Source organism: Halotalea alkalilenta (assembly GCF_001648175.1).
In the GTDB taxonomy this organism is placed as follows: domain Bacteria; phylum Pseudomonadota; class Gammaproteobacteria; order Pseudomonadales; family Halomonadaceae; genus Halotalea; species Halotalea alkalilenta_A.
Genome location: NZ_CP015243.1, coordinates 2,706,931 through 2,725,386, shown reverse-complemented (window position 1 = coordinate 2,725,386; position 18,456 = coordinate 2,706,931). Strand labels below are relative to the sequence as shown.

The following is an 18,456-nucleotide window of genomic DNA, read 5'->3' as shown; positions in this document are numbered from 1 at the left end:
TAGCGGGTCGCTCGCTGCCCTCGGGCATCAGCGCATGCGAATCCCAGTCACTGATGAAAACCAAAGGAGCAGCAAGATGGATAGCGAGAGCATCACCCTCACCGCCCGCGACGGCGCCACCCTGAGCGCCTACGTGGCCCGTCCCGATGGTGCTCCCAAGGGAGCGCTGGTAGTGGTGCAGGAGATTTTCGGGGTCAATTCCCACATTCGCTCGGTGGCCGACGGCTTCGCCGCAAAAGGCTATCTCGCGGTGGCGCCGGCGCTGTTCGACCGTATCGAGCCGGGCGTCGAGCTTGGCTATGAAGGAGAGGACATGGTTCGCGCGAGGGAGCTGCTCGGCAAGCTGCGCTTCGATCTCTCCCTGGCCGATACCCAGGCGGCGATCGACTATGCCGCGGCCGAGAGTGGTACCAAGGTCGGCGTGGTCGGCTACTGCTTCGGCGGCAGCATCGCTTGGCTTGCCGCGAGCCGCCTGAGCGGCCTGGCCGCCGCGGTCGGCTACTACGGTGGCAGGATCCCCGACGATGTCGACGAACTGCCGCGCGTGCCGGTGCTGCTCCACTTCGGTGAGTTCGATGACCACATCCCGCTCCAGGGTGTCGAGGAGGTCGCCAAACGACACCCCGAGGTGGCGGTGCAGATCTATCCCGCCGGGCACGGCTTCAACTGCGACCAGCGCGCCAGCTTCGACGCCCCTTCCGCTGCGCTGGCCAAGCAGCGCACGCTGGCGTTCTTCGCCCGCGAACTCGGATGACTCGCGCCGGGCCGCTGCCCTAGGGCAGCGGTTCAGGGAGCCAGGCGGACTCGGCGCCAGTCACCGTTGGCCTGGCGATGGTAGCGCACGCGGTCGTGGAGGCGATTGCCCTGGCCTTGCCAGAATTCGATCAGCTCCGGTACCAGGCGCAGCCCACCCCAGTGGGGCGGGCGCTCCACCGGCTGGTCGCGATAGGCCTGGGCGAAGCGATTCCAGCGCTCCTCCAGCCAGCGGCGATCGGGAATCTCGACGCTTTGCTGGGAGACCCAGGCGCCGAGCTGGCTGTCCCGCGGGCGGGAGGCGAAGTACTGATCGGACAGCTCGGCCTCGACGCGCTCGACCGCGCCCTCTATGCGCACCTGGCGGGAGAGCTTGGGCCACCAGAACACCAGCGCGGCCTTCGGCGCATGATCGAGCTCGCTGCCCTTGTGGCTTTGGTAGTTGGTGTAGAAGACCATGCCGCTTTCATCGAACCCTTTGAGCAGCACGATACGGGCATGAGGCGTGCCTTCGGCGTCGACGGTGGCGAGCGTCATTGCGTTGGCATCCTCGGGATCCACCTCCAGGGCGGCGCGCAGCCACTCCGAAAAGAGCGGGAAGGGGGTGCCCGGCGTATTGTCGGGGTCGATGCCATGGCCCGAGTACTCGTGCCTGACGTCGGAGATATCACGATTCATGGTGTGTGGCTCCTCTGGCGGATCTGAATTCCAAACACAGCGCGCTCAGCGCAGGGCGAGCGCGAGGCGGCCCAGCCGGTTGCCTTGGCGCCGGGCGAGCTTGAGTTCCTTGTCGGTGAGCGCTCGCGTGCCGTCGGCTCCCGCCAGGTGGCTTGCGCCATAGGGTGTGCCGCCCGCGTCGGTATCGAGCAGCTCAACCTCGCTATAGGGGATGCCGGCGTAGACCATGCCGTGGTGCAAAAGCGGTATCAGCATGCTCAGAAGCGTCGCCTCCTGGCCACCGTGCATGCTGGCGGTGGAAGTGAAGGCGGTAGCGGGTTTGTCGATCAGCGCACCGTTGAGCCACAGCGCCGAGGTTTCATCGATGAAGTGCTTGAGCGGGGCGGCCATGTTGCCGAAGCGGGTGGGGCTGCCGATCGCAAGCCCTGCGCAGTCTCGCAGCTCGTCAAGGGTTGCGTACGGCGGCCCCTCGGCGGGGATTTCCGGTGCTACGCTTTCGCAGACCTTGGAGACTGGTGCCACGGTGCGCAGTCGAGCTTCGATGCCGCGATTCTCCTCGACGCCGGTGGCCAGCGCCTCGGCGAGCTGGCGGGTGGCACCGGAGCGTGAGTAGTAGAGCACCAGCACGTAGGGTTGCATCTCGCTTCCTTGGATCGATTGGCTGCGGCTCGCCGCCTTGGGTGAGCTGGCATTATAGCGGCCCGCACGGTGGCCGCGAACGTGTCGTCGCAAGCCTATGATAGGCTTCGATCATGGCAACGCGCGGCTTGCTCGCGCTTCGTGCCGGCGTCGTCGATCCGACGCCGGCATGGACTCATCGCTCGCGGGGCTCGAACATGCGACTGAACTGGCTTCATCGATTGGCGGCGCTGCCGCTTGCGCGTGGCCAAGACCAGCGTCGGCTGGGCGAGGCGGTGGCGCAGCTCTATTCGCGCTTCATGCGCCACAGCGGCTTCAAGACCGCCGCGTCGCTGACCTACACCACACTCTTCGCGGTGGTGCCGCTGAGTACCGTGCTCTACAGCATGCTGGCCGCGGTGCCTGAGTTCCAGGGGGTGGGCGAGCAGGTCCAGGGCTACCTGTTCCAACAGTTCGTGCCGGCCACCGGGCAGGTGGTGCTCGAACAGTTGAACAACTTCTCAAGCCAGGCGCGCAACCTGACCTTCGTCGGCCTCGGGTTCCTGTTCATCACTGCGGTGATGATGATGGTCACCATCGAGCAGGCCTTCAACGACATCTGGCAGGTGGGCAGCTCTCGCAGCGGGGTGTCGAGCTTTTTGATGTACTGGGCGGTGCTGACCCTGGGGCCGCTGCTGATCGGTGCGGCCTTCGTCATCTCTTCCTATGTGGCGTCGCTGCGGCTGTTCAGCGATGCGGTCGCAGGCGTCAGCAACGACATGCTGCTGTCGTTGCTGTCGCCGCTGCTCAGCTTCCTTGCCTTCCTGTTCATCTACATGGTGATTCCGAACTACCGGGTGCGGCTTCATCACGCCGCTGCCGGTGCGGTGCTCACGGCGCTGTTGATCGAACTGGCCAAGTTCGGCTTCGGTCTCTATGTCGCCAACTTTCCGTCCTACCAGCTGATCTACGGCGCCTTTGCCGCGGTGCCGCTGTTCTTGCTCTGGATCTACACCTCCTGGCTGATCATCCTGCTCGGCGCTGAGTTCATCGCATGGCTTGCCGAGACCCAGCGCGGGGAGTGGCGCCGATTCGCACCGCTGTGGCAGGCGCTGGCGGTGCTCGCCTGGCTGCACGAGGCGCACCGCAAGGGCGAGTCGGTCAGCAGCAAGGTGTTGGTCAGACGGATCGGTGGCGGCTATCGCAGCCTGATGTCGCCGATGGTCGAGCGGGGCTGGATCGCCGAGATGGAAGGGGCGCGCTGGGTGCTCGCGCAGTCGCTCGAAACGCTGCCGCTGTGGCGGGTGATCGAAGAGCTGCCCTGGCCGCTGCCGCTGGAGGCGGCGCCGAGCGAGCTGCTGCCGTCCTTCGGCGCAGAAAGACTGAACGAAAAGCTGCTGGCCTACCGTGAGCAGAGCCGGGCGCAGTTGGATACGCCTGTCGCTACGCTGTTCGAGCCGGCGCAGAGTGCGCCCGAGATGCCCGATTCGATACGCCAGATCGCCCATTCTCCAGCGCAGGAGACGGACCATTGACATTCGAAGATTGCGATCGTCGGCTGTTCGAACGTGAAATGGCCGATGTGACACCTCTGGTCAGGCGTGCAGCCAAGGCCGATAGCCGAGCGGCGCGCCGTAGTCCGAGCGAGGCGCAGCTGGCCCGCCGGGCCAACGCTGAGGCAAGCGGCCAGGAGACCAACTTCCTCAGCGATGAGTTCGTCGAGCTGCTGCCCCATGACCAACCGCTCGCCTTTCGCCGCGATGGGATCCAAAGCGGGCTGTTCGACAAACTCAGCCATGGACGCTATGCGATCGAGGCCCAGCTGCATTTGCAGCGACGCGCCCTCGAGCAGTGCCGTCGCGAGCTGTTCGCTTTCATTCGCGATGCGCACAGCCACCAGCTGCGCTCGCTGCTGATCGTTCACGGGCGGGGCAGGGAGGATGCGTCCCCGGCCAACGTATTGCGCTCCTACGTGGCCAAGTGGCTGGCCCAGTTCGACGAGGTTCAGGCCTACTGCTCCGCCCAGGCGCGCCATGGTGGACTGGGTGCGTGCTACGTGGTGCTGCGCAAGTCCGAGCGTGCGCGCCAGCTCAACCGCGAGCGTCATCAGCAGCGCCGTGGCTGACCGGGGCCGGTTTCAAAGCCTTCGGTAGTGGCGTATCAGGAACTCGGCCTCGCAGTCAAAGCGCGACCTTTTTGCGATTTGCTGGCGCAACGACTCATCGGCACGCCAGGCGAAAGGAGTCATACGCAGCAGGTCGAGCGCCTGCGCGCCGTCGAGCGTCATCCGATGGCCGATCTTCGCGCTGTCGGTCAGCGCGAATCCGGGCGGTGGCGGATCTTCCTCGTCGTGCTCCTGGACCTGTGCGTAGAGCAACTCACGCAGCGAATGCAGGTGGCGCTTGCCGGGCGTGACGATCAGCAGCTCACCGCCGGGACGAATCACGCGGTGGAGTTCGCTCGGCTCGCTCGGTGCGTAGATTCGGCTGACCAGGTCGAAGCTTGAGTCGAGATAGGGCAGCTCGCGGATCGAGGCGACGCAGAAGGCGGCGCTGCGATGGCGCTTGGCCGCCAGGCGCACCGCGGGCTTGCTGATGTCCATCCCATATACCGTTATCTTGGGTGGATTCGCTGGTGTCTGCGCCAATGCCTCGGCGAAAGCGCCGGTGTAGTGGCCCTCTCCACAGCCGATGTCCAGCATCCGCCCGGGCTGCCGGGCGAGCAGCCGGGCACTGAGTTCCTCACGCAGGGCAGCGAAGTGGCCTGCGTCGAGAAAACGGCGGCGAGCCTGGATCATCGATGCATCGTCCCCGGGGGCCTTGGAGTGCTTGCGCTGGACTGGCAGCAGGTGGACGTAACCTTCGCGGGCACGATCGAAGTGATGGCGATTGGCGCAGCGCAGGCCGGTGGCTTCGGCGTGCAGCGGTTCGAAGCAGAGGGGACAGCGATAGGGCATCGGGAAACGTCGGCTGGTGAACGGAACGCTGATTGTACGCGACATGCCCGCCTTGCCACCGGTGCCCGTCGGGTGGGTGGAAAGGCGGCGGGACGGCTCATTCGTCGGGGTTGTAGGAGAGCACCGGCGAGAGCCAGCGCTCCATGGTCTCGAGCGACATGCCTTTGCGGGTGGCGAGCGCCTGCACTTGGTCCTTGCCGATCTTGCCGGTGGAGAAGTAGCGCGACTCGGGATGGGCGAAGTACCAGCCGGAGACCGCGGCGGCAGGCCACATCGCGAAGCTCTCGGTCAGCTCGAGCCCGCTGCGCTCGGTGGCCTCGAGCAAAGTGAACAGGGTCGCCTTCTCGGTATGGTCGGGGCAGGCCGGATAGCCGGGCGCCGGACGGATGCCACGGTACTTCTCGTTGATCAGCGCATCGTTGTCGAGCGCCTCGTCCCGAGCGTAACCCCAGAACTCCTTGCGTACCCGCTCGTGCATCCTTTCGGCGAAGGCCTCGGCGAGGCGGTCGGCGAGGGCTTTGACCATGATCGAGTTGTAGTCGTCGCCCGCGGCTTCGTAGCGCTTGGCGAGCTCGTCGCAGCCGTGGCCGGTGGTGACCGCGAAACCGCCGATCCAGTCGTCCCGGCCGCTCTGCTTGGGTGCGATGAAGTCGGCCAGGCTGAGGCAGACGCCGCCGGGGCCCTTGGCGCTCTGCTGGCGAATATGGTTGAGCCGTTGGATCACCTCGCGACGCGACTCGTCGGCATAGACCTCGATCACGTCATCGTCCACCGTCGCCGCCGGCCAGAAGCCGATCACGCCGCGGGCCTGGATGTGGCGCTCATCGATCAGCGTGGCGAGCATCTTCTGCGCGTCAGCGAACAGCGTGCGCGCCGCCTCGCCGACCACTTCGTCGTCGAAGATCTTCGGATACTTGCCGACCAGCTGCCAGCTCATGAAGAACGGGGTCCAGTCGATCCGCTCGACCAGTTCGTTGAGGTCGTAGTCGTCGAAGCTCTTAAGCCCGATGAAGCCAGGGCGGGGCGGCTGGTAGCCGGCCCAGTCCAGCTTGGGCTTGTGGGCGCGGGCCTGGGCGTAGCTCAGGTCGGCGGCCTTCGGCCGACGCTTGGCGTTGCGCTCCCTCACCCGCTCGTACTCTTCACGGATCTCGGCGACGTAGGCCGGCTTGAGCGTGGGGGAGAGCAGCCGGCTTGCGACGCCCACCGCGCGCGAGGCGTCGGTGACGTAGACCACTGGAGAGGCATAGTTGGGCTCTATCTTCACCGCAGTGTGCGCCTTGGAGGTGGTCGCGCCACCGATCAGCAGCGGCAGCTCGAAGCCCTGGCGCTGCATCTCCTTGGCGACGTGGACCATCTCGTCCAGCGAAGGGGTGATCAGCCCGGAGAGGCCGATGATGTCGGCACCCACCTCGCGGGCGGTGGTGAGGATCCTCTCCGCTGGGACCATCACGCCGAGATCGATGACCTCGTAGTTGTTGCACTGCAGCACCACGCCGACGATGTTCTTGCCGATGTCATGGACATCGCCCTTGACCGTCGCCATCACCACCTTGCCCTTGGTCTGCGCATCGCCGCTCTTTTCGGCTTCGATGTAGGGGATCAGGTAGGCCACCGCCTGCTTCATCACCCGGGCGGACTTGACCACCTGGGGCAGGAACATCTTGCCGGCGCCGAACAGGTCGCCGACCACGTTCATGCCATCCATCAGTGGCCCCTCGATCACCTCGATCGGCCGGCTGGCTTCCTGGCGGGCGAGCTCGGTGTCCTCCTCGATGAAGACGGTGATGCCCTTGACCAGCGCATGCTCGATGCGTTTTCCGACCGGCAGGGAGCGCCACTCCAGGTCTTCTTTCTTGGCGCCGCCCGAGCCGTCGCCGCGATAGCGCTCGGCGATCTCGAGCAGTCGTTCGGTGCCATCCCGGCGAAGGTTGAGCACCACGTCCTCGACCGCTTCGCGCAGTTCGGTGGGCAGGTCGTCATAGACCGCGAGCTGGCCGGCATTGACGATCCCCATGCTCAGCCCGGCCTTGATTGCGTGATAGAGGAACACCGAGTGGATCGCCTCGCGCACCGGGTTGTTGCCGCGAAACGAAAACGACACGTTGGAGACGCCGCCGGAAATCATCGCGTGGGGCAGGTGATCGCGAATCCACTGGGTCGCCTGGATGAAGTCGACCGCGTAGTTGTCGTGCTCTTCGATCCCTGTGGCGATGGCGAAGATGTTGGGGTCGAAGATGATGTCCTCGGCGGGAAAGCCGATCTCCTCGACCAGGATGCGGTAAGCGCGGGCGCAGATATCGGTCTTGCGCGCGAAGGTATCGGCCTGGCCCTCTTCGTCGAAGGCCATCACCACGATCGCAGCCCCGAAGCGCCGGCAAAGCGTGGCGTGGTGGCGAAACGCCTCTTCGCCCTCCTTGAGCGAGATCGAGTTGACCACCGCCTTGCCCTGCACGCACTTGAGCCCGGCCTCGATGATCTCCCACTTGGAGGAGTCGATCATCACCGGCACCCGGCAGATGTCCGGCTCCGAGGCGATCAGGTTGAGAAACTGCACCATCGCCGCCTGGGAGTCGAGCATGCCTTCGTCCATGTTGACGTCGATCACCTGGGCGCCGCTCTCCACCTGCTCGAGCGCGACCTCGAGCGCGGTGGTGAAGTCTTCTTCCTTGATCAGCCGCTTGAATCGCGCGGAACCGGTGACGTTGGTGCGCTCGCCGACGTTGACGAACAGCGAGTCCGCGTCGATGTTGAACGGCTCGAGGCCCGAGAGCCGGCAGGCGGGCGCGATCTCGGGCACTGCGCGAGGGGCCAGGCCCTGCATCGCCGCGGCGATCGCAGCGATGTGCTCCGGCGTCGAGCCACAGCAGCCGCCGATCACGTTTAGCAGCCCGCTTTCACCGAACTCGCGCACGATCGCCGCCATCTCCTCGGCGCTCTGGTCGTACTCGCCGAACTCGTTGGGCAGCCCCGCATTGGGGTGCGCGGAGACGAAGGTATCGGCCTTGGTCGCCAGCTCTTCCAGGTAGGGGCGCAGATCGGCGGCGCCGAGCGCGCAGTTGAGCCCGATGGTCAGCGGCCTGGCGTGGCGTACCGAGTTCCAGAACGCCTCGGTGGTCTGGCCGGAGAGGGTGCGCCCGGAGGCGTCGGTGATAGTGCCCGAGATCATCACCGGCAGCCTTTCGCCGCGCGCCTCGAACAGCTCGTCGAGGGCGAACAGCGCCGCCTTGGCATTCAGGGTATCGAAGATCGTCTCGACCAGGATCAGATCGCAGCCACCCTCGATCAGCGCCTCGGCCGCCTCGAAGTAGTTCTCGCGCAGCTGGTCGAAGGTGACGTTGCGTTTGGCCGGATCGTTGACGTCGGGGGAAAGCGAGGCGGTACGGCTGGTCGGGCCGAGGACGCCAGCGACGAAGCGCGGCACCCCGGTGGCCAGGGCGACTTCGTCGCAGGCCTCGCGGGCGATCCGCGCGGCCTCGCGGTTGAGTTCGGGGACCAGCACTTCCATGCCGTAGTCGGACTGCGACAGCCTGGTGCTGTTGAAGGTGTTGGTCTCGACGATATCGGCACCGGCGTCGAGATAGGCACGGTGCAGCGATTTGATCAACGCGCTCTGGGTCAACACCAGCAGGTCGTTGTTGCCCTTGACCTCGCTCGGCCACTGCTCGAAGCGCTCGCCGCGGAAATCCGCCTCTTCGAGACGCTCCTGCTGGATCATCGTGCCCATGCCGCCATCGAGGATCAGGATGCGCTGTCGCAGTGCGCTTTGGAGTTCGGCGAGGGTCGTCTCGCGGCTGATCGGGGATCGGGTCATGGGAACGGCATTCTCTGCTGCTGCAAGCTGGTGGGAGGCGTGACTGAGCGTCATGGCGATGGTCGTGACGATGCCGGATGGTAGCGAAAACCACACCATCGGCCCAGCACGACCTGGTCCGGGCGAATAGCCGTATAGGATCGCGGATGCGTAAGCGTTAGGGAAATGAATCTTTCTCCGCTGCTGGATGAACCGCGGTCATGCTGTACGCCCGCGCGCCATACTTGACAATATCGCTCTGGTTTTACCGCGACGAGCCGATCGCGTACCATGGACACCATACGTCATCTCGTAACGTCACCGCATATAGTGCAGAGAGTTCGACATGCAACATACCGAAGAGAGCGTGATCGAGGGTGCCGGCCTTCAGATTACCGCCAGTGCGCAGGACTATCTCGCCGAGCTGCTCGAGAAACAGGGCGTCGAAGGGATCGGCGTGCGCGTGTTCATCACCCAGCCCGGCACGCCCTATGCCGAAACCTGCCTCGCCTACTGTCGTCCCGGCGAGGAGGAGCCTACCGATCTGCGCCTGCCGCTGGAGAAGTTCGTGCTGTTGATCGAGGCGCACAGCGAGCCGTTTCTCGAGGATGCGGTGGTCGATTTCAACGCCGACCGCATGGGTGGGCAGCTGACGATCAAGGCGCCGAACGCCAAGATGCCCAAGGTCAATGCCTCGAGTCCGTTGGAAGACCAGATCAACTACGTTCTCTACAGCGAAATCAATCCAGGCCTTGCCTCCCACGGCGGTGAGATCCGCTTGATCGAGATCACCGGCGAGAGCGTAGCCGTGCTGCAGTTCGGCGGCGGCTGCCAGGGCTGCGCCGCGGTGGATCTGACCCTCAAGGAAGGGGTGGAGCGCACCCTGCTCGAGCGTGTACCGGACCTGCGCGGGATTCGCGACGTCACCGACCACAGCGACACCACCAACGCCTTTTACTGATCCGCGCTCGTTGAGCCGCCTTGAAGGCCCGTGACCCCCAGGTCGCGGGTCTTTTTCGTGGGCGGGATGAAAACTGCGGGCGTCGTTTTGCCGGCCCGCGTACGTAGGGCCGCATCGGCGTTGTATTCCTTCGTCCCGCATCGACTGAGATGTCGGTGTCATCTTTTAACCTGGGTAAATAGAAGCTAGGATTGGCTAAGTTAAAAATCAGCTTGGGACGAAAGTGAGGGGCGGGATGCTGCGAAGGGTCACCAACGAAAATAGCGATATCCGCCGGGGCAGCGTCGGCGTGCCGCGCGGCGCCGGTTGGGCGCGCCGCTTGCTGGCCTTCACCGGGCCCGGCGCGATGGTCTCGGTCGGCTACATGGATCCCGGCAACTGGGCGACTTCGCTCGAGGGGGGATCCCGTTTCGGCTATTCGCTACTCTGCGTGATCCTGCTTTCCAACCTGATGGCGGTACTGCTGCAGGCGCTGTGCGCGCGGCTCGGTATCGCGACCGATCGTGACCTTGCGCAGAGCTGTCGCGAGCACTGCTCGAAACCTGTCAACCTGGCGCTGTGGGGGCTGTGCGAACTGGCGATCATCGCCTGTGACTTGGCCGAAGTGATCGGCACCGCGGTGGCGATCAAGCTGCTGTTCGGTATCCCGATCGCCTGGGGCGCGGTGATCACCATTCTCGATACGCTGCTGCTGCTGGCCTTGATACGCCAAGGCTTTCGCTGGTTGGAGGCGTTCGTGATCACGCTGCTGGCCACCATCTTCGGCTGCTTCGTGGTCGAGCTGGTGCTCGCTACGCCCTCGATCGGAGGAATCGTCGGCGGCTTTTTCGTGCCCGATGCCGAGATCGTCACCAATCCGGCGATGCTCTACATCGCGATCGGCATCATCGGGGCGACGGTGATGCCGCACAATCTCTACCTGCATTCGGCGTTGGTGCAGACCCGGGACTATCCGCGCACCGTCGAAGGTCGACGCGAAGCGTTACGTTTCGCCACCTGGGACAGCACCCTGGCGTTGAGTCTGGCGCTGTTCGTCAATGCCGGCATCCTGGTCCTCGCCGCCGCGGTATTCCACGGTGCGGGCCAGGAGGTGGTCGAGATCGAAGACGCCTACCAGCTGCTCGCACCCTTGCTCGGTGTGGGGGCGGCGGCCACGCTGTTCGGCGTCGCGCTGCTCGCCTCGGGGATCAACTCCACCGTCACTGCCACCTTGGCGGGGCAGGTGGTGATGGAGGGGTTCCTTCGCTTGCGCCTCGCGCCCTGGCTGCGCCGGCTGATCACCCGTGGGATCGCGGTGCTGCCGGTGCTCTACGTGGTCGCGGTATACGGCGAGCAGGGCGTCGGCAGGCTTTTGATCCTGAGCCAGGTGGTGCTGTCGATGCAGCTGCCTTTCGCAGTGATCCCGCTGGTGCTGTTCGTCTCGCGGCGCGAAAGCATGGGCGAGTTCGCGATCAAGGCGTCGACCAAGGTGCTGGCATGGGCGATTGCGCTTTTGATCGTGGCGCTCAATCTCAAATTGTTGTTCGATACCTTCGTGCTGCTGTAGCGTCTCGCTCTCCCTCCTTAGTCTGGAGTTCCGCATGGATGCATCGCGCGCAGGTTCGTCGCGCGGCTGGCTGTCGCGCCACCGCGGTGGCGTCGCCCTGGGGTTTGCCGCCGGTGGCTTCGCCGCGGCGGAGCTGACCCTGGCACAGGGTTGGTTGCCATCCACCGCGGCGCAGATACTGGTCACCACCTTCGAAGGGGCACTGGTCGGCAGCGTCGCCGACTGGTTCGCGGTCACCGCGCTGTTTCGCCGGGTACCGATCCCGCTGCTTTCCCGTCATACCAATCTGATCGCCAAGCGCCGTGCGGCGCTTTCCCGTGGCATCGTCGATATGGTCGAGCGGGAGTGGCTTTCGCCCGCGGCGCTGCGCGAACGCTTGTCCCAGCTCTCCTTCGCCGACCTGATCAGCCAGCGGTTGCGCCATGGCGAAGGGCGCGAAGCGCTTCGCCGCTTCACCCGTGGCCAATGCGTCAAATGGGTTGCGCGACTCGGCGACCCGCGGGTGGAGGCATTGGCCGATGAACTGCTCGCCCGGCTCGTCGAGCGCATCGACGTGCGTGAGCAGCTCGCTCCGCTGCTGCGTCGGTTGGCCAGCGACCGGCGACTCGAAGAGCAGCTGTGGCAAGGCGCGCTTGGGCTGCTCGATCGGCTGCTGGTGGATCCCCAGCTGTTCGCCCTGCTGCGTGACATGCTGCTCGAACAGCTCGAAGCGCTGTCGGAGGAGGGGCGCTGGCAGCGGGTCAAGGTATGGCTGGGCAAGCGGTTCCTCCAGGGCGATGACGACCGGGACAAGATCGAACGTCTGCTCGACCAGATCCTGCGCGCCGCGCGTGAGCAGTTGGTCGAAGTGGAGGCCGATCCGTGTCATCCGTTGCGACTGCGAATGCGTGCCCAGCTGCGCCTGACCGCCGCCAGGCTCGGACGCCCAGGGGAGCACAAGCTGGCGCAAGCGCTCGAGCGTGGCAAGCAAACGCTGTTCGAGGCGTTCGTCGGCCAGGGCGGGGCACGCAGCTGGTTGGCTTTTTTCCAGCGCTGGCTGGCGGAAAAAGTCGCAAGCGACGGCTCGCAGCTCAATCGCTATATCGATCGCGGCATCGACCGACTGATCGATCGCCAGTTGGTCGAGCCGAGCGGCAGGGCACGCTTCGATGCGCGGCTGCGCCGCTGGTGCGGCGAGCTGATCGATGATCATCCGGGGTTCATTGGCGCCATCGTGCGTGAATCGCTCTCGGAGGCTCGAATGCCTACCCAGCGCTTGGTCGGTACCATCGAGGAGAAGGTCGGGCCCGACCTACAGTGGATTCGAGTCAACGGTGCTGTGGTGGGAGGCGGCGTGGCATTGCTGATCGCAGTGACGAGAGCGCTATTCGGCAATTGAATTTATACCGTTATCTTGTAAAAGTAAGAAATAGCGCCCGAGCCTCGGTGGCATCTATCCCGACGCAAACACGACCTTTGACAGTCAGTCGGACATTCGTCGCTCCGGGCCATCCCGCAGGTTAGGCGGAATGGCCCGGAGTGAATCGCGGCAGTGCGTGCGTCAGCGAAGAGAGCAGGGCTCAGTAGATGAATGGAGGAATCGGTGCCCGGGCGGCACGTTCCTGCAACACTCGTAGTTCGGTTCTCACCCGCGCCAGCTCTTTGTCACGTTCGCTCAGGTCGCGGGCGAGGCGGTCATTGTGTGCACGGCTTTCGTTGAGCAGCTGATCGGTCTGCTGGGCGTGTAGCATCAGGTCACGGTGCTTGCGCTCTTCTTCCTGCAGCCCGCGGCGCTGTTCTTCGATCTGGGTGCTGAGCCGACTGATTCTTTCTTCCAACTGCTCCATGCGCCGGCGGCTCTGTTTCTCCTGCTCGGCCTTTTCATGCCGTGCGGCGTCGAGCAGTTGCATCAGCCGGCTCTCGGCTGTTTCGTGGCGGGCTTCTTCCTGGCTGAGTCGTTTGCGGTGGGCGAGTTCGAGTCCTTCCACGGCCTGGTGGTGCTCCCGTTCCAGCCGGTCGCGCTCCTCGCTCAGCGAGGCGATCTGGGTATCGCGCATCTGCAATCGCTGGTCGCGTTCTTCCAGCAGTGCGCGGGTCTGGTGCAGCTCGCTTTCGGTACGAGCAAGCCCCGAGGTCTTCTCCTCGAGCCGGGCGAGGGTGGCGTCGAGTCGTTCGCCCAGCGCAGCAAGCCTCTGCTGGGTGTCCTCGGCATAGCGCTGCGCCTGCTCGGCCTGTGCCTTGGCTTCGCTGACGCCTTCATCGGCTTGGCGACGATAGAAGGAGAGTCCTTCATAGGCCTCTTCCTGGGCTTGTTGCCACAGTCCCATCAGCGCGTCCTGCAGGCGCTCGGGGATGCCCTGGGGCAGCGGCGTATCGCGATTTTCCTCACGACGGCTGCGCCATTCGCGCAGATGGTCGCTGATGGTGGTGAAGCTGCCGGTGCCGAGCACATCGCGGATACGCTGCACGCTGGGCGCGTCTCCTCGCTGGATCAGGGTCTCGATCGCTCGCTGTACGTCTTCGTACTGGATGCCGATGCGGGCCATGTCGGTGGATCTCCGTTGCTGCATGCCTTCGGGGAGGGGCGGCGCGAGCGGGGTGGAGCAAGTTAGGTCCGGAGACGCTGCGCTCGATCAAGTCTACCTCAGTCCTATATGCTCAGTCACCATTACGCATAATACGTATTATTAAATTTACATTACGTTTTGGCTTAAAATTCAAGATTACCCTTCTTATCTTGATTGTTCATCGCGTACCGGGAGTCGGTGGGCGGGGAGGCCGGGTTTCGTGTCCTCGGACTCGCGTACGAGCTGGCTTTCAGCGCCGCGTTCGCGAGCGCGGACGGCCTTCATCCACGGCCTAGGGCCGATACTTCCACGGTTTCAGTGCCAGAGTCTTGATCCGCGAGGAGAGGGTGGTCGGCTTCACCCCGAGCAGCTCGGCGGCGCCGCCCGGTCCTGCGACCTTGCCATTCGCCGCGCGCAGCGCCGCTTCGATGTCGGCACGTTCAGCGGCGCGGCGATCGCTTTCGCGCCTTATCTCGGTTGGGCGCGGCGGTGCTGTCGGCGGGGGAGTCTGGATCGCCCGTCCATTGGGCAGGTCGATCGTCAGCTTGCCATCGCGGGCGAGGATCACCGCTCGCTCGATCACGTTTTGCAATTCGCGGATATTGCCCGGCCAGTCGTAGTTCTGCAGTCGTGCCATATCGACAGCGCGGACGCTCAGCCCGTCGAGGAATCCCTTGCGCCCGGGTTTCTGCAGGAAGTGGGCGACCAGCAGCGGTACGTCCTCCAGCCGTTCGCGCAGTGGAGCCGCATGGATCGGGAAGACGTTCAGGCGAAAGTAGAGATCCTCCCTGAAGCGTCCTTCGCGTACCTCGCGGGTGAGTTCACGGTTGGTCGCGGCGATGATGCGTACGTCGACCTGGCGCGTTCGCGCCTCGCCGAGGCGCTCCACCTGGCCCTCCTGGAGCACGCGCAGCAGCTTGCCCTGGAGCTCGAGGGGGATCTCGCCCACCTCGTCGAGGAACAGCGTTCCTCCATCGGCGAGTTCGAAGCGGCCGATGCGATCGCGCAGCGCGCCGGTGAAGGCGCCCTTGGCGTGACCGAAGAACTCGCTCTCGAACAGATCGCGCGGCACCGCGGCGCAGTTGACCCGGATCATCGGGCGGTCTCTGCGCGCGCTTGCATCATGGATGGCGCGCGCGATCAGCTCCTTGCCGGTACCGGACTCGCCGCTGATCAGCACGCTGGCGTCACTTGGGGCGACCAACTCGATCTGCTGGCAGATAGCGTCGATGGCGGGGCTTTGGCCGACGATACCGCGCTGGTCGATGTCGTTGCGGATCTCTTCCTGGAGATAGGCGTTTTCCAGTTCCAGGCGCTCACGCAGGCGATCCACTTCAATCAACGCGTTCCTCAGCCGCTCCTCTCCCTCGCGACGCAGCGTCACGTCACGAAAGACGATCACCGCCCCGACGATCACCCCTCGATTGCGGATCGGCGTGGAGGTGTACTCGACAGGGAACGACGAGCCGTCGCGGCGGAAGAACACCTCATCCGCCACGGTATGCACGGCGCCATCGCGAAAGGCCGCGTAGATCGGGCAATCGCCATTGTGGTAGTGCCGGCCATCGGCATGATGGTGATGGACGCTGGTGTGCATGTCGCGGCCCACGAGGTCTTCCGCCGGCCAGCCGAGCAGTGCCTCGGCGGCGGGATTGAGAAAGGTGGTCCTGCCTTCGGCGTTGACACCATAGATGCCTTCTCCCGCCGCTTTGAGGATCAGCTGGTTCTCGCGTTCGATGTCACGAAAGATCCGGTCGATACGCAGCCACTCGGCGATACCGCTGGTCAGGAAGCGGTTCGCCTCGGTGTCCTTGGCATGCTGCTCCTGCTCGAGCAGATCGATCATCGTGATCAGCAGCAGGTCGTGGCCATCCGGGCCGGGCACCCGGTCGCCACGATACTCGACGCACAGCTCCTTGCCGGCGCCGTGGCGCGGGGTCAGCGTCCGTGTCCAGTAGCGCCCAAGCGTCAGCACCGCCTCGGAGAAGACGATCAGCGCCGGCACCTGCCCGGGATGGAGGCGGCTGAAGCGCAGCCCCTCTATCGTGTCCGGGGCGACGCCGAGCAGCTTCGCCGCCGCGGGGTTGGCACCGCGCACCCGGTCCATCGTCGGATCGACGACGATCATGGCGAGCGAGGCGAACTCGGCGAGTTCGGCATTGCTTAGAGGGGGGAGGGATGCGTCTCGTTCATCGTCGTAGATTAACGAATTATCGTAATGACGCTAACCGAAAAATCGTCACTTAACGATATGGATGCGGTCACGGTGTAGGGAATAGATGATAAGATATTGTTTTTTACACATAAAATATTTAATCGTGAAATGGCACGGCGATTGCTCTGGATAAGCCAACGAGACCATCCAGGAGCAGACCGACCATGGGCCTTTTCGACGATCCCTTCCAGACGAAGACACGTCTCGGCGCTTGTTCGTGCGGAGGACATGCAAGCCAGGGCGAACACGAAAAGGCACTTCGGCATGAGGCCGCCAAGGTGGCCGATGGTGAAGAGACGCGGATCACCCGAATCGTCGAGAGCGCGATAATACGCAAGCTCTTCCCTCAGGATCGCTCGCGGCGCGCCTTCCTCAAGGCCGTCGGCGCCTCGACCGCTGCCGCCGCGGTCGCGCAGCTGCTGCCGGTGGATATGATTTCCGAAGTACTGGCGCAGGGCACGGGCCCGCTCGAGAAGACCCGACTGAACATCGGTTTCATCCCGATCACCTGCGCCACGCCAATCATCATGGCCCATCCGATGGGCTTCTACGAGCGCCAGGGGCTGGACGTCAGCGTGATCAAGACCGCCGGCTGGGCGGTGATCCGCGACATGACCTTGAACGGTGAATACGACGCCTCGCAGATGCTGGTGCCGATGCCGCTGGCGATCTCGATGGGCGTCGGATCGAGTTCCATCCCGATGGTGGTGCCGGCGATCGAGAACATCAACGGCCAGGCGATCACCCTGGCGATGAAGCACCAGCAGCGGCGCGACCCCGCCGACTGGAAGGGCATGCGCTTCGCCGTGCCGTTCGACTACTCGATGCATAACTACCTGCTGCGCTACTACCTTGCCGAAGCGGGCCTCAATCCGGACACCGATGTCTCGATCCGAGTCGTGCCGCCCCCCGACATGGTCGCCAACCTGCGCGCCGACAACATCGATGGCTTCCTCGCCCCGGATCCGGTCAACCAGCGCGCGGTCTACGACGGCATCGGCTTCATCCACATGCTGTCGAAGGAGCTGTGGGACGGTCATCCCTGCTGCGCCTTCACGGCGACCCGAGCGTTCGCCACCCAAGCACCCAACACTTACGCGGCGCTGCTCAGGGCGATCATCGAGGCGACCGCCTATGCGTCGAACATCGACAATCGCCGCGAAATCGCCGAGGCCATCGCACCGACCAGCTACCTCAACCAACCGGTCACGGTCGTCGAACAGGTGCTCACCGGTACTTACGCCGACGGCCTCGGCAGCGTCCAGCGTGATTCCGCCCGGATCGATTTCGATCCTTTCCCATGGGAGAGCTTCGCGATCTGGATCATGACCCAGATGAAACGCTGGGGGCAGATTCGCGGTGAGGTCGACTACGCGAGCATCGCCCGCGAGGTATATCTCGCCACCGACGCCAAGCGGCTGATGGCCGAATCCGGGATGACCCCGCCGGAGCAGACGACCAAGACCTTCTCGGTGATGGGCAAGCAGTTCGATCCAGCCGATCCCGAGGGTTACCTTGAGTCGTTCGAGATCAGACGGAGGGACACATGAAGGCTTCCGAGAATCTCCGCGCAGGCGTCCTGTCCGTCGTTCTCCTCGCCGTGCTGCTGGTGGTCTGGCATTTGACCACCCGGGGTGGGGCAGGGGCAGAGGGGCTCGATCCGGAATACGCTGCCCTCATGGGCGCGCAGGTCACCGAGGGAGCCTCGGCGATGCCGGGTCCGCTCGATCTTGCCGCCAAGCTCTGGGAGCACCTCAGTGATCCCTTCTACAATGCCGGGCCGAACGACAAAGGGATCGGTCTTCAACTCGCTTATTCGCTGGGCCGGGTGCTGCTCGGCTTTATGCTTGCGCTGCTCGTCGCTGTGCCGCTCGGTTTCTTGATCGGCATGTCGTCGCTGATCTCGAAGGCGCTCAACCCCTTCATCCAGATCATGAAGCCGATCTCGCCACTCGCCTGGATGCCGCTTGCGCTCTACACGATCCAGGACTCATCGGCTTCGGCGATCTTCGTCATCTTCATCTGCTCGCTCTGGCCGATGCTGATGAACACGGCCTTCGGTGTCGCCAATGTGCGCCAGGAATGGCTCAACGTCGCCCGTACCCTGGAGATCCCGCCGTTGAAGCGTGCCTTCACGGTGATCCTGCCGGCGGCGGCGCCGACGATTCTCACCGGTATGCGCATCTCCATCGGCATCGCCTGGCTGGTCATCGTCGCGGCGGAAATGCTCGTTGGTGGGACTGGTATCGGCTATTTCGTCTGGAACGAGTGGAACAACCTGTCGATCGTCAATGTGATCGTGGCGATCCTGATGATCGGTTTGATCGGTATGCTGCTCGACCGCCTGCTCGCCGTCTGTACTCGCCTCGTCACCTTCAGGGAATGAGGGCGAA

The 18,456-nt window shown here is 64.4% G+C and carries 14 protein-coding genes; 8 read left to right on the top strand and 6 right to left on the bottom strand.

Annotation, left to right across the window (positions count from 1 at the left end; all coding sequences use genetic code 11):
• Window positions 1-76 precede the first annotated feature (76 nt).
• Window positions 77-754 (top strand): dienelactone hydrolase family protein, encoded by a 678-nt coding sequence (locus A5892_RS12165; RefSeq protein WP_064123029.1) that lies wholly within the window; start codon window positions 77-79, stop codon window positions 752-754.
• Between the two features lie 32 nt (window positions 755-786).
• Here A5892_RS12165 and pdxH read toward each other — a convergent pair whose 3' ends face one another.
• On the bottom strand, window positions 787-1,431 hold the full coding sequence (pdxH, locus tag A5892_RS12160; protein WP_064123028.1) for a pyridoxamine 5'-phosphate oxidase: 645 nt from the start codon (window positions 1,429-1,431) through the stop codon (window positions 787-789).
• 45 nt (window positions 1,432-1,476) lie between these two features.
• A complete protein-coding gene (gene wrbA, locus A5892_RS12155; protein ID WP_064123027.1) occupies window positions 1,477-2,070 on the bottom strand; it encodes an NAD(P)H:quinone oxidoreductase in 594 nt (197 codons plus the stop codon).
• A gap of 197 nt (window positions 2,071-2,267) precedes the next feature.
• On the opposite strand from wrbA, the gene A5892_RS12150 reads away from it, so the two are divergent.
• Complete coding sequence (locus tag A5892_RS12150) at window positions 2,268-3,584, top strand: YihY family inner membrane protein (protein WP_190295602.1); 1,317 nt, start codon at window positions 2,268-2,270, stop codon at window positions 3,582-3,584.
• Window positions 3,581-4,174 (top strand): DNA endonuclease SmrA, encoded by a 594-nt coding sequence (gene smrA / locus A5892_RS12145; protein WP_150123535.1) that lies wholly within the window; start codon window positions 3,581-3,583, stop codon window positions 4,172-4,174. The genes A5892_RS12150 and smrA overlap by 4 nt, the downstream gene beginning before the upstream one ends.
• 12 nt (window positions 4,175-4,186) lie before the next feature.
• On the opposite strand, the gene rlmA is transcribed toward smrA, so the two are convergent.
• Both rlmA and metH read right to left on the bottom strand, forming a co-directional pair.
• Window positions 4,187-5,050 carry a 23S rRNA (guanine(745)-N(1))-methyltransferase gene (gene rlmA, locus A5892_RS12140; RefSeq protein WP_223302650.1) on the bottom strand — a complete coding sequence of 288 codons (864 nt, stop codon included), beginning with the start codon at window positions 5,048-5,050 and terminating at the stop codon, window positions 4,187-4,189.
• Between the two features lie 52 nt (window positions 5,051-5,102).
• Window positions 5,103-8,816: a methionine synthase gene (gene metH, locus A5892_RS12135; protein ID WP_064123026.1), complete on the bottom strand. Its 3,714-nt coding sequence runs from the start codon at window positions 8,814-8,816 to the stop codon at window positions 5,103-5,105.
• 325 nt (window positions 8,817-9,141) lie between these two features.
• Here metH and nfuA point away from each other — a divergent pair, with 325 nt between their 5' ends.
• From nfuA to A5892_RS12120, 3 genes are all read left to right on the top strand, one after another.
• Entirely contained in the window at window positions 9,142-9,756 is a 615-nt protein-coding gene (gene nfuA / locus A5892_RS12130; RefSeq protein ID WP_064123025.1) for a Fe-S biogenesis protein NfuA, read from the top strand.
• 235 nt (window positions 9,757-9,991) lie between these two features.
• Entirely contained in the window at window positions 9,992-11,302 is a 1,311-nt protein-coding gene (locus A5892_RS12125) for an Nramp family divalent metal transporter (RefSeq protein ID WP_064123024.1), read from the top strand.
• Between the two features lie 34 nt (window positions 11,303-11,336).
• On the top strand, window positions 11,337-12,680 hold the full coding sequence (locus tag A5892_RS12120; RefSeq protein ID WP_064123023.1) for a DUF445 domain-containing protein: 1,344 nt from the start codon (window positions 11,337-11,339) through the stop codon (window positions 12,678-12,680).
• Between the two features lie 181 nt (window positions 12,681-12,861).
• Here A5892_RS12120 and A5892_RS12115 read toward each other — a convergent pair whose 3' ends face one another.
• The gene (locus A5892_RS12115; protein WP_064123022.1) at window positions 12,862-13,827 is read right to left on the bottom strand and encodes a DNA-binding protein; all 966 of its coding nucleotides are present in this window, start codon (window positions 13,825-13,827) and stop codon (window positions 12,862-12,864) included.
• Window positions 13,828-14,140: 313 nt separating this feature from the next.
• Window positions 14,141-16,051, bottom strand: coding sequence for a sigma 54-interacting transcriptional regulator (locus A5892_RS12110; protein ID WP_064123021.1), 1,911 nt, complete (start codon window positions 16,049-16,051; stop codon window positions 14,141-14,143).
• Between the two features lie 290 nt (window positions 16,052-16,341).
• On the opposite strand from A5892_RS12110, the gene A5892_RS12105 reads away from it, so the two are divergent.
• Window positions 16,342-17,613 carry a CmpA/NrtA family ABC transporter substrate-binding protein gene (locus tag A5892_RS12105; protein WP_223302649.1) on the top strand — a complete coding sequence of 424 codons (1,272 nt, stop codon included), beginning with the start codon at window positions 16,342-16,344 and terminating at the stop codon, window positions 17,611-17,613.
• The gene (gene ntrB, locus A5892_RS12100) at window positions 17,610-18,449 is read left to right on the top strand and encodes a nitrate ABC transporter permease (RefSeq protein ID WP_064123019.1); all 840 of its coding nucleotides are present in this window, start codon (window positions 17,610-17,612) and stop codon (window positions 18,447-18,449) included. Before A5892_RS12105 ends, ntrB begins: the two co-directional genes overlap by 4 nt.
• The last annotated feature ends 7 nt before the right edge of the window (window positions 18,450-18,456 follow it).

Bases quoted from the DNA above. Each gene is read 5' to 3' on its own strand.
- A5892_RS12125 (WP_064123024.1), top strand. From the start codon at position 9,992: ATGCTGCGAAGGGTCACCAACGAAAATAGCGATATCCGCCGGGGCAGC.
- pdxH (WP_064123028.1), bottom strand. From the start codon at position 1,431: ATGAATCGTGATATCTCCGACGTCAGGCACGAGTACTCGGGCCATGGC.
- A5892_RS12165 (WP_064123029.1), top strand. From the start codon at position 77: ATGGATAGCGAGAGCATCACCCTCACCGCCCGCGACGGCGCCACCCTG.
- A5892_RS12150 (WP_190295602.1), top strand. From the start codon at position 2,268: ATGCGACTGAACTGGCTTCATCGATTGGCGGCGCTGCCGCTTGCGCGT.
- ntrB (WP_064123019.1), top strand. From the start codon at position 17,610: ATGAAGGCTTCCGAGAATCTCCGCGCAGGCGTCCTGTCCGTCGTTCTC.
- wrbA (WP_064123027.1), bottom strand. From the start codon at position 2,070: ATGCAACCCTACGTGCTGGTGCTCTACTACTCACGCTCCGGTGCCACC.
- rlmA (WP_223302650.1), bottom strand. From the start codon at position 5,050: ATGTCGCGTACAATCAGCGTTCCGTTCACCAGCCGACGTTTCCCGATG.
- A5892_RS12120 (WP_064123023.1), top strand. From the start codon at position 11,337: ATGGATGCATCGCGCGCAGGTTCGTCGCGCGGCTGGCTGTCGCGCCAC.
- nfuA (WP_064123025.1), top strand. From the start codon at position 9,142: ATGCAACATACCGAAGAGAGCGTGATCGAGGGTGCCGGCCTTCAGATT.
- metH (WP_064123026.1), bottom strand. From the start codon at position 8,816: ATGACCCGATCCCCGATCAGCCGCGAGACGACCCTCGCCGAACTCCAA.
- A5892_RS12115 (WP_064123022.1), bottom strand. From the start codon at position 13,827: ATGGCCCGCATCGGCATCCAGTACGAAGACGTACAGCGAGCGATCGAG.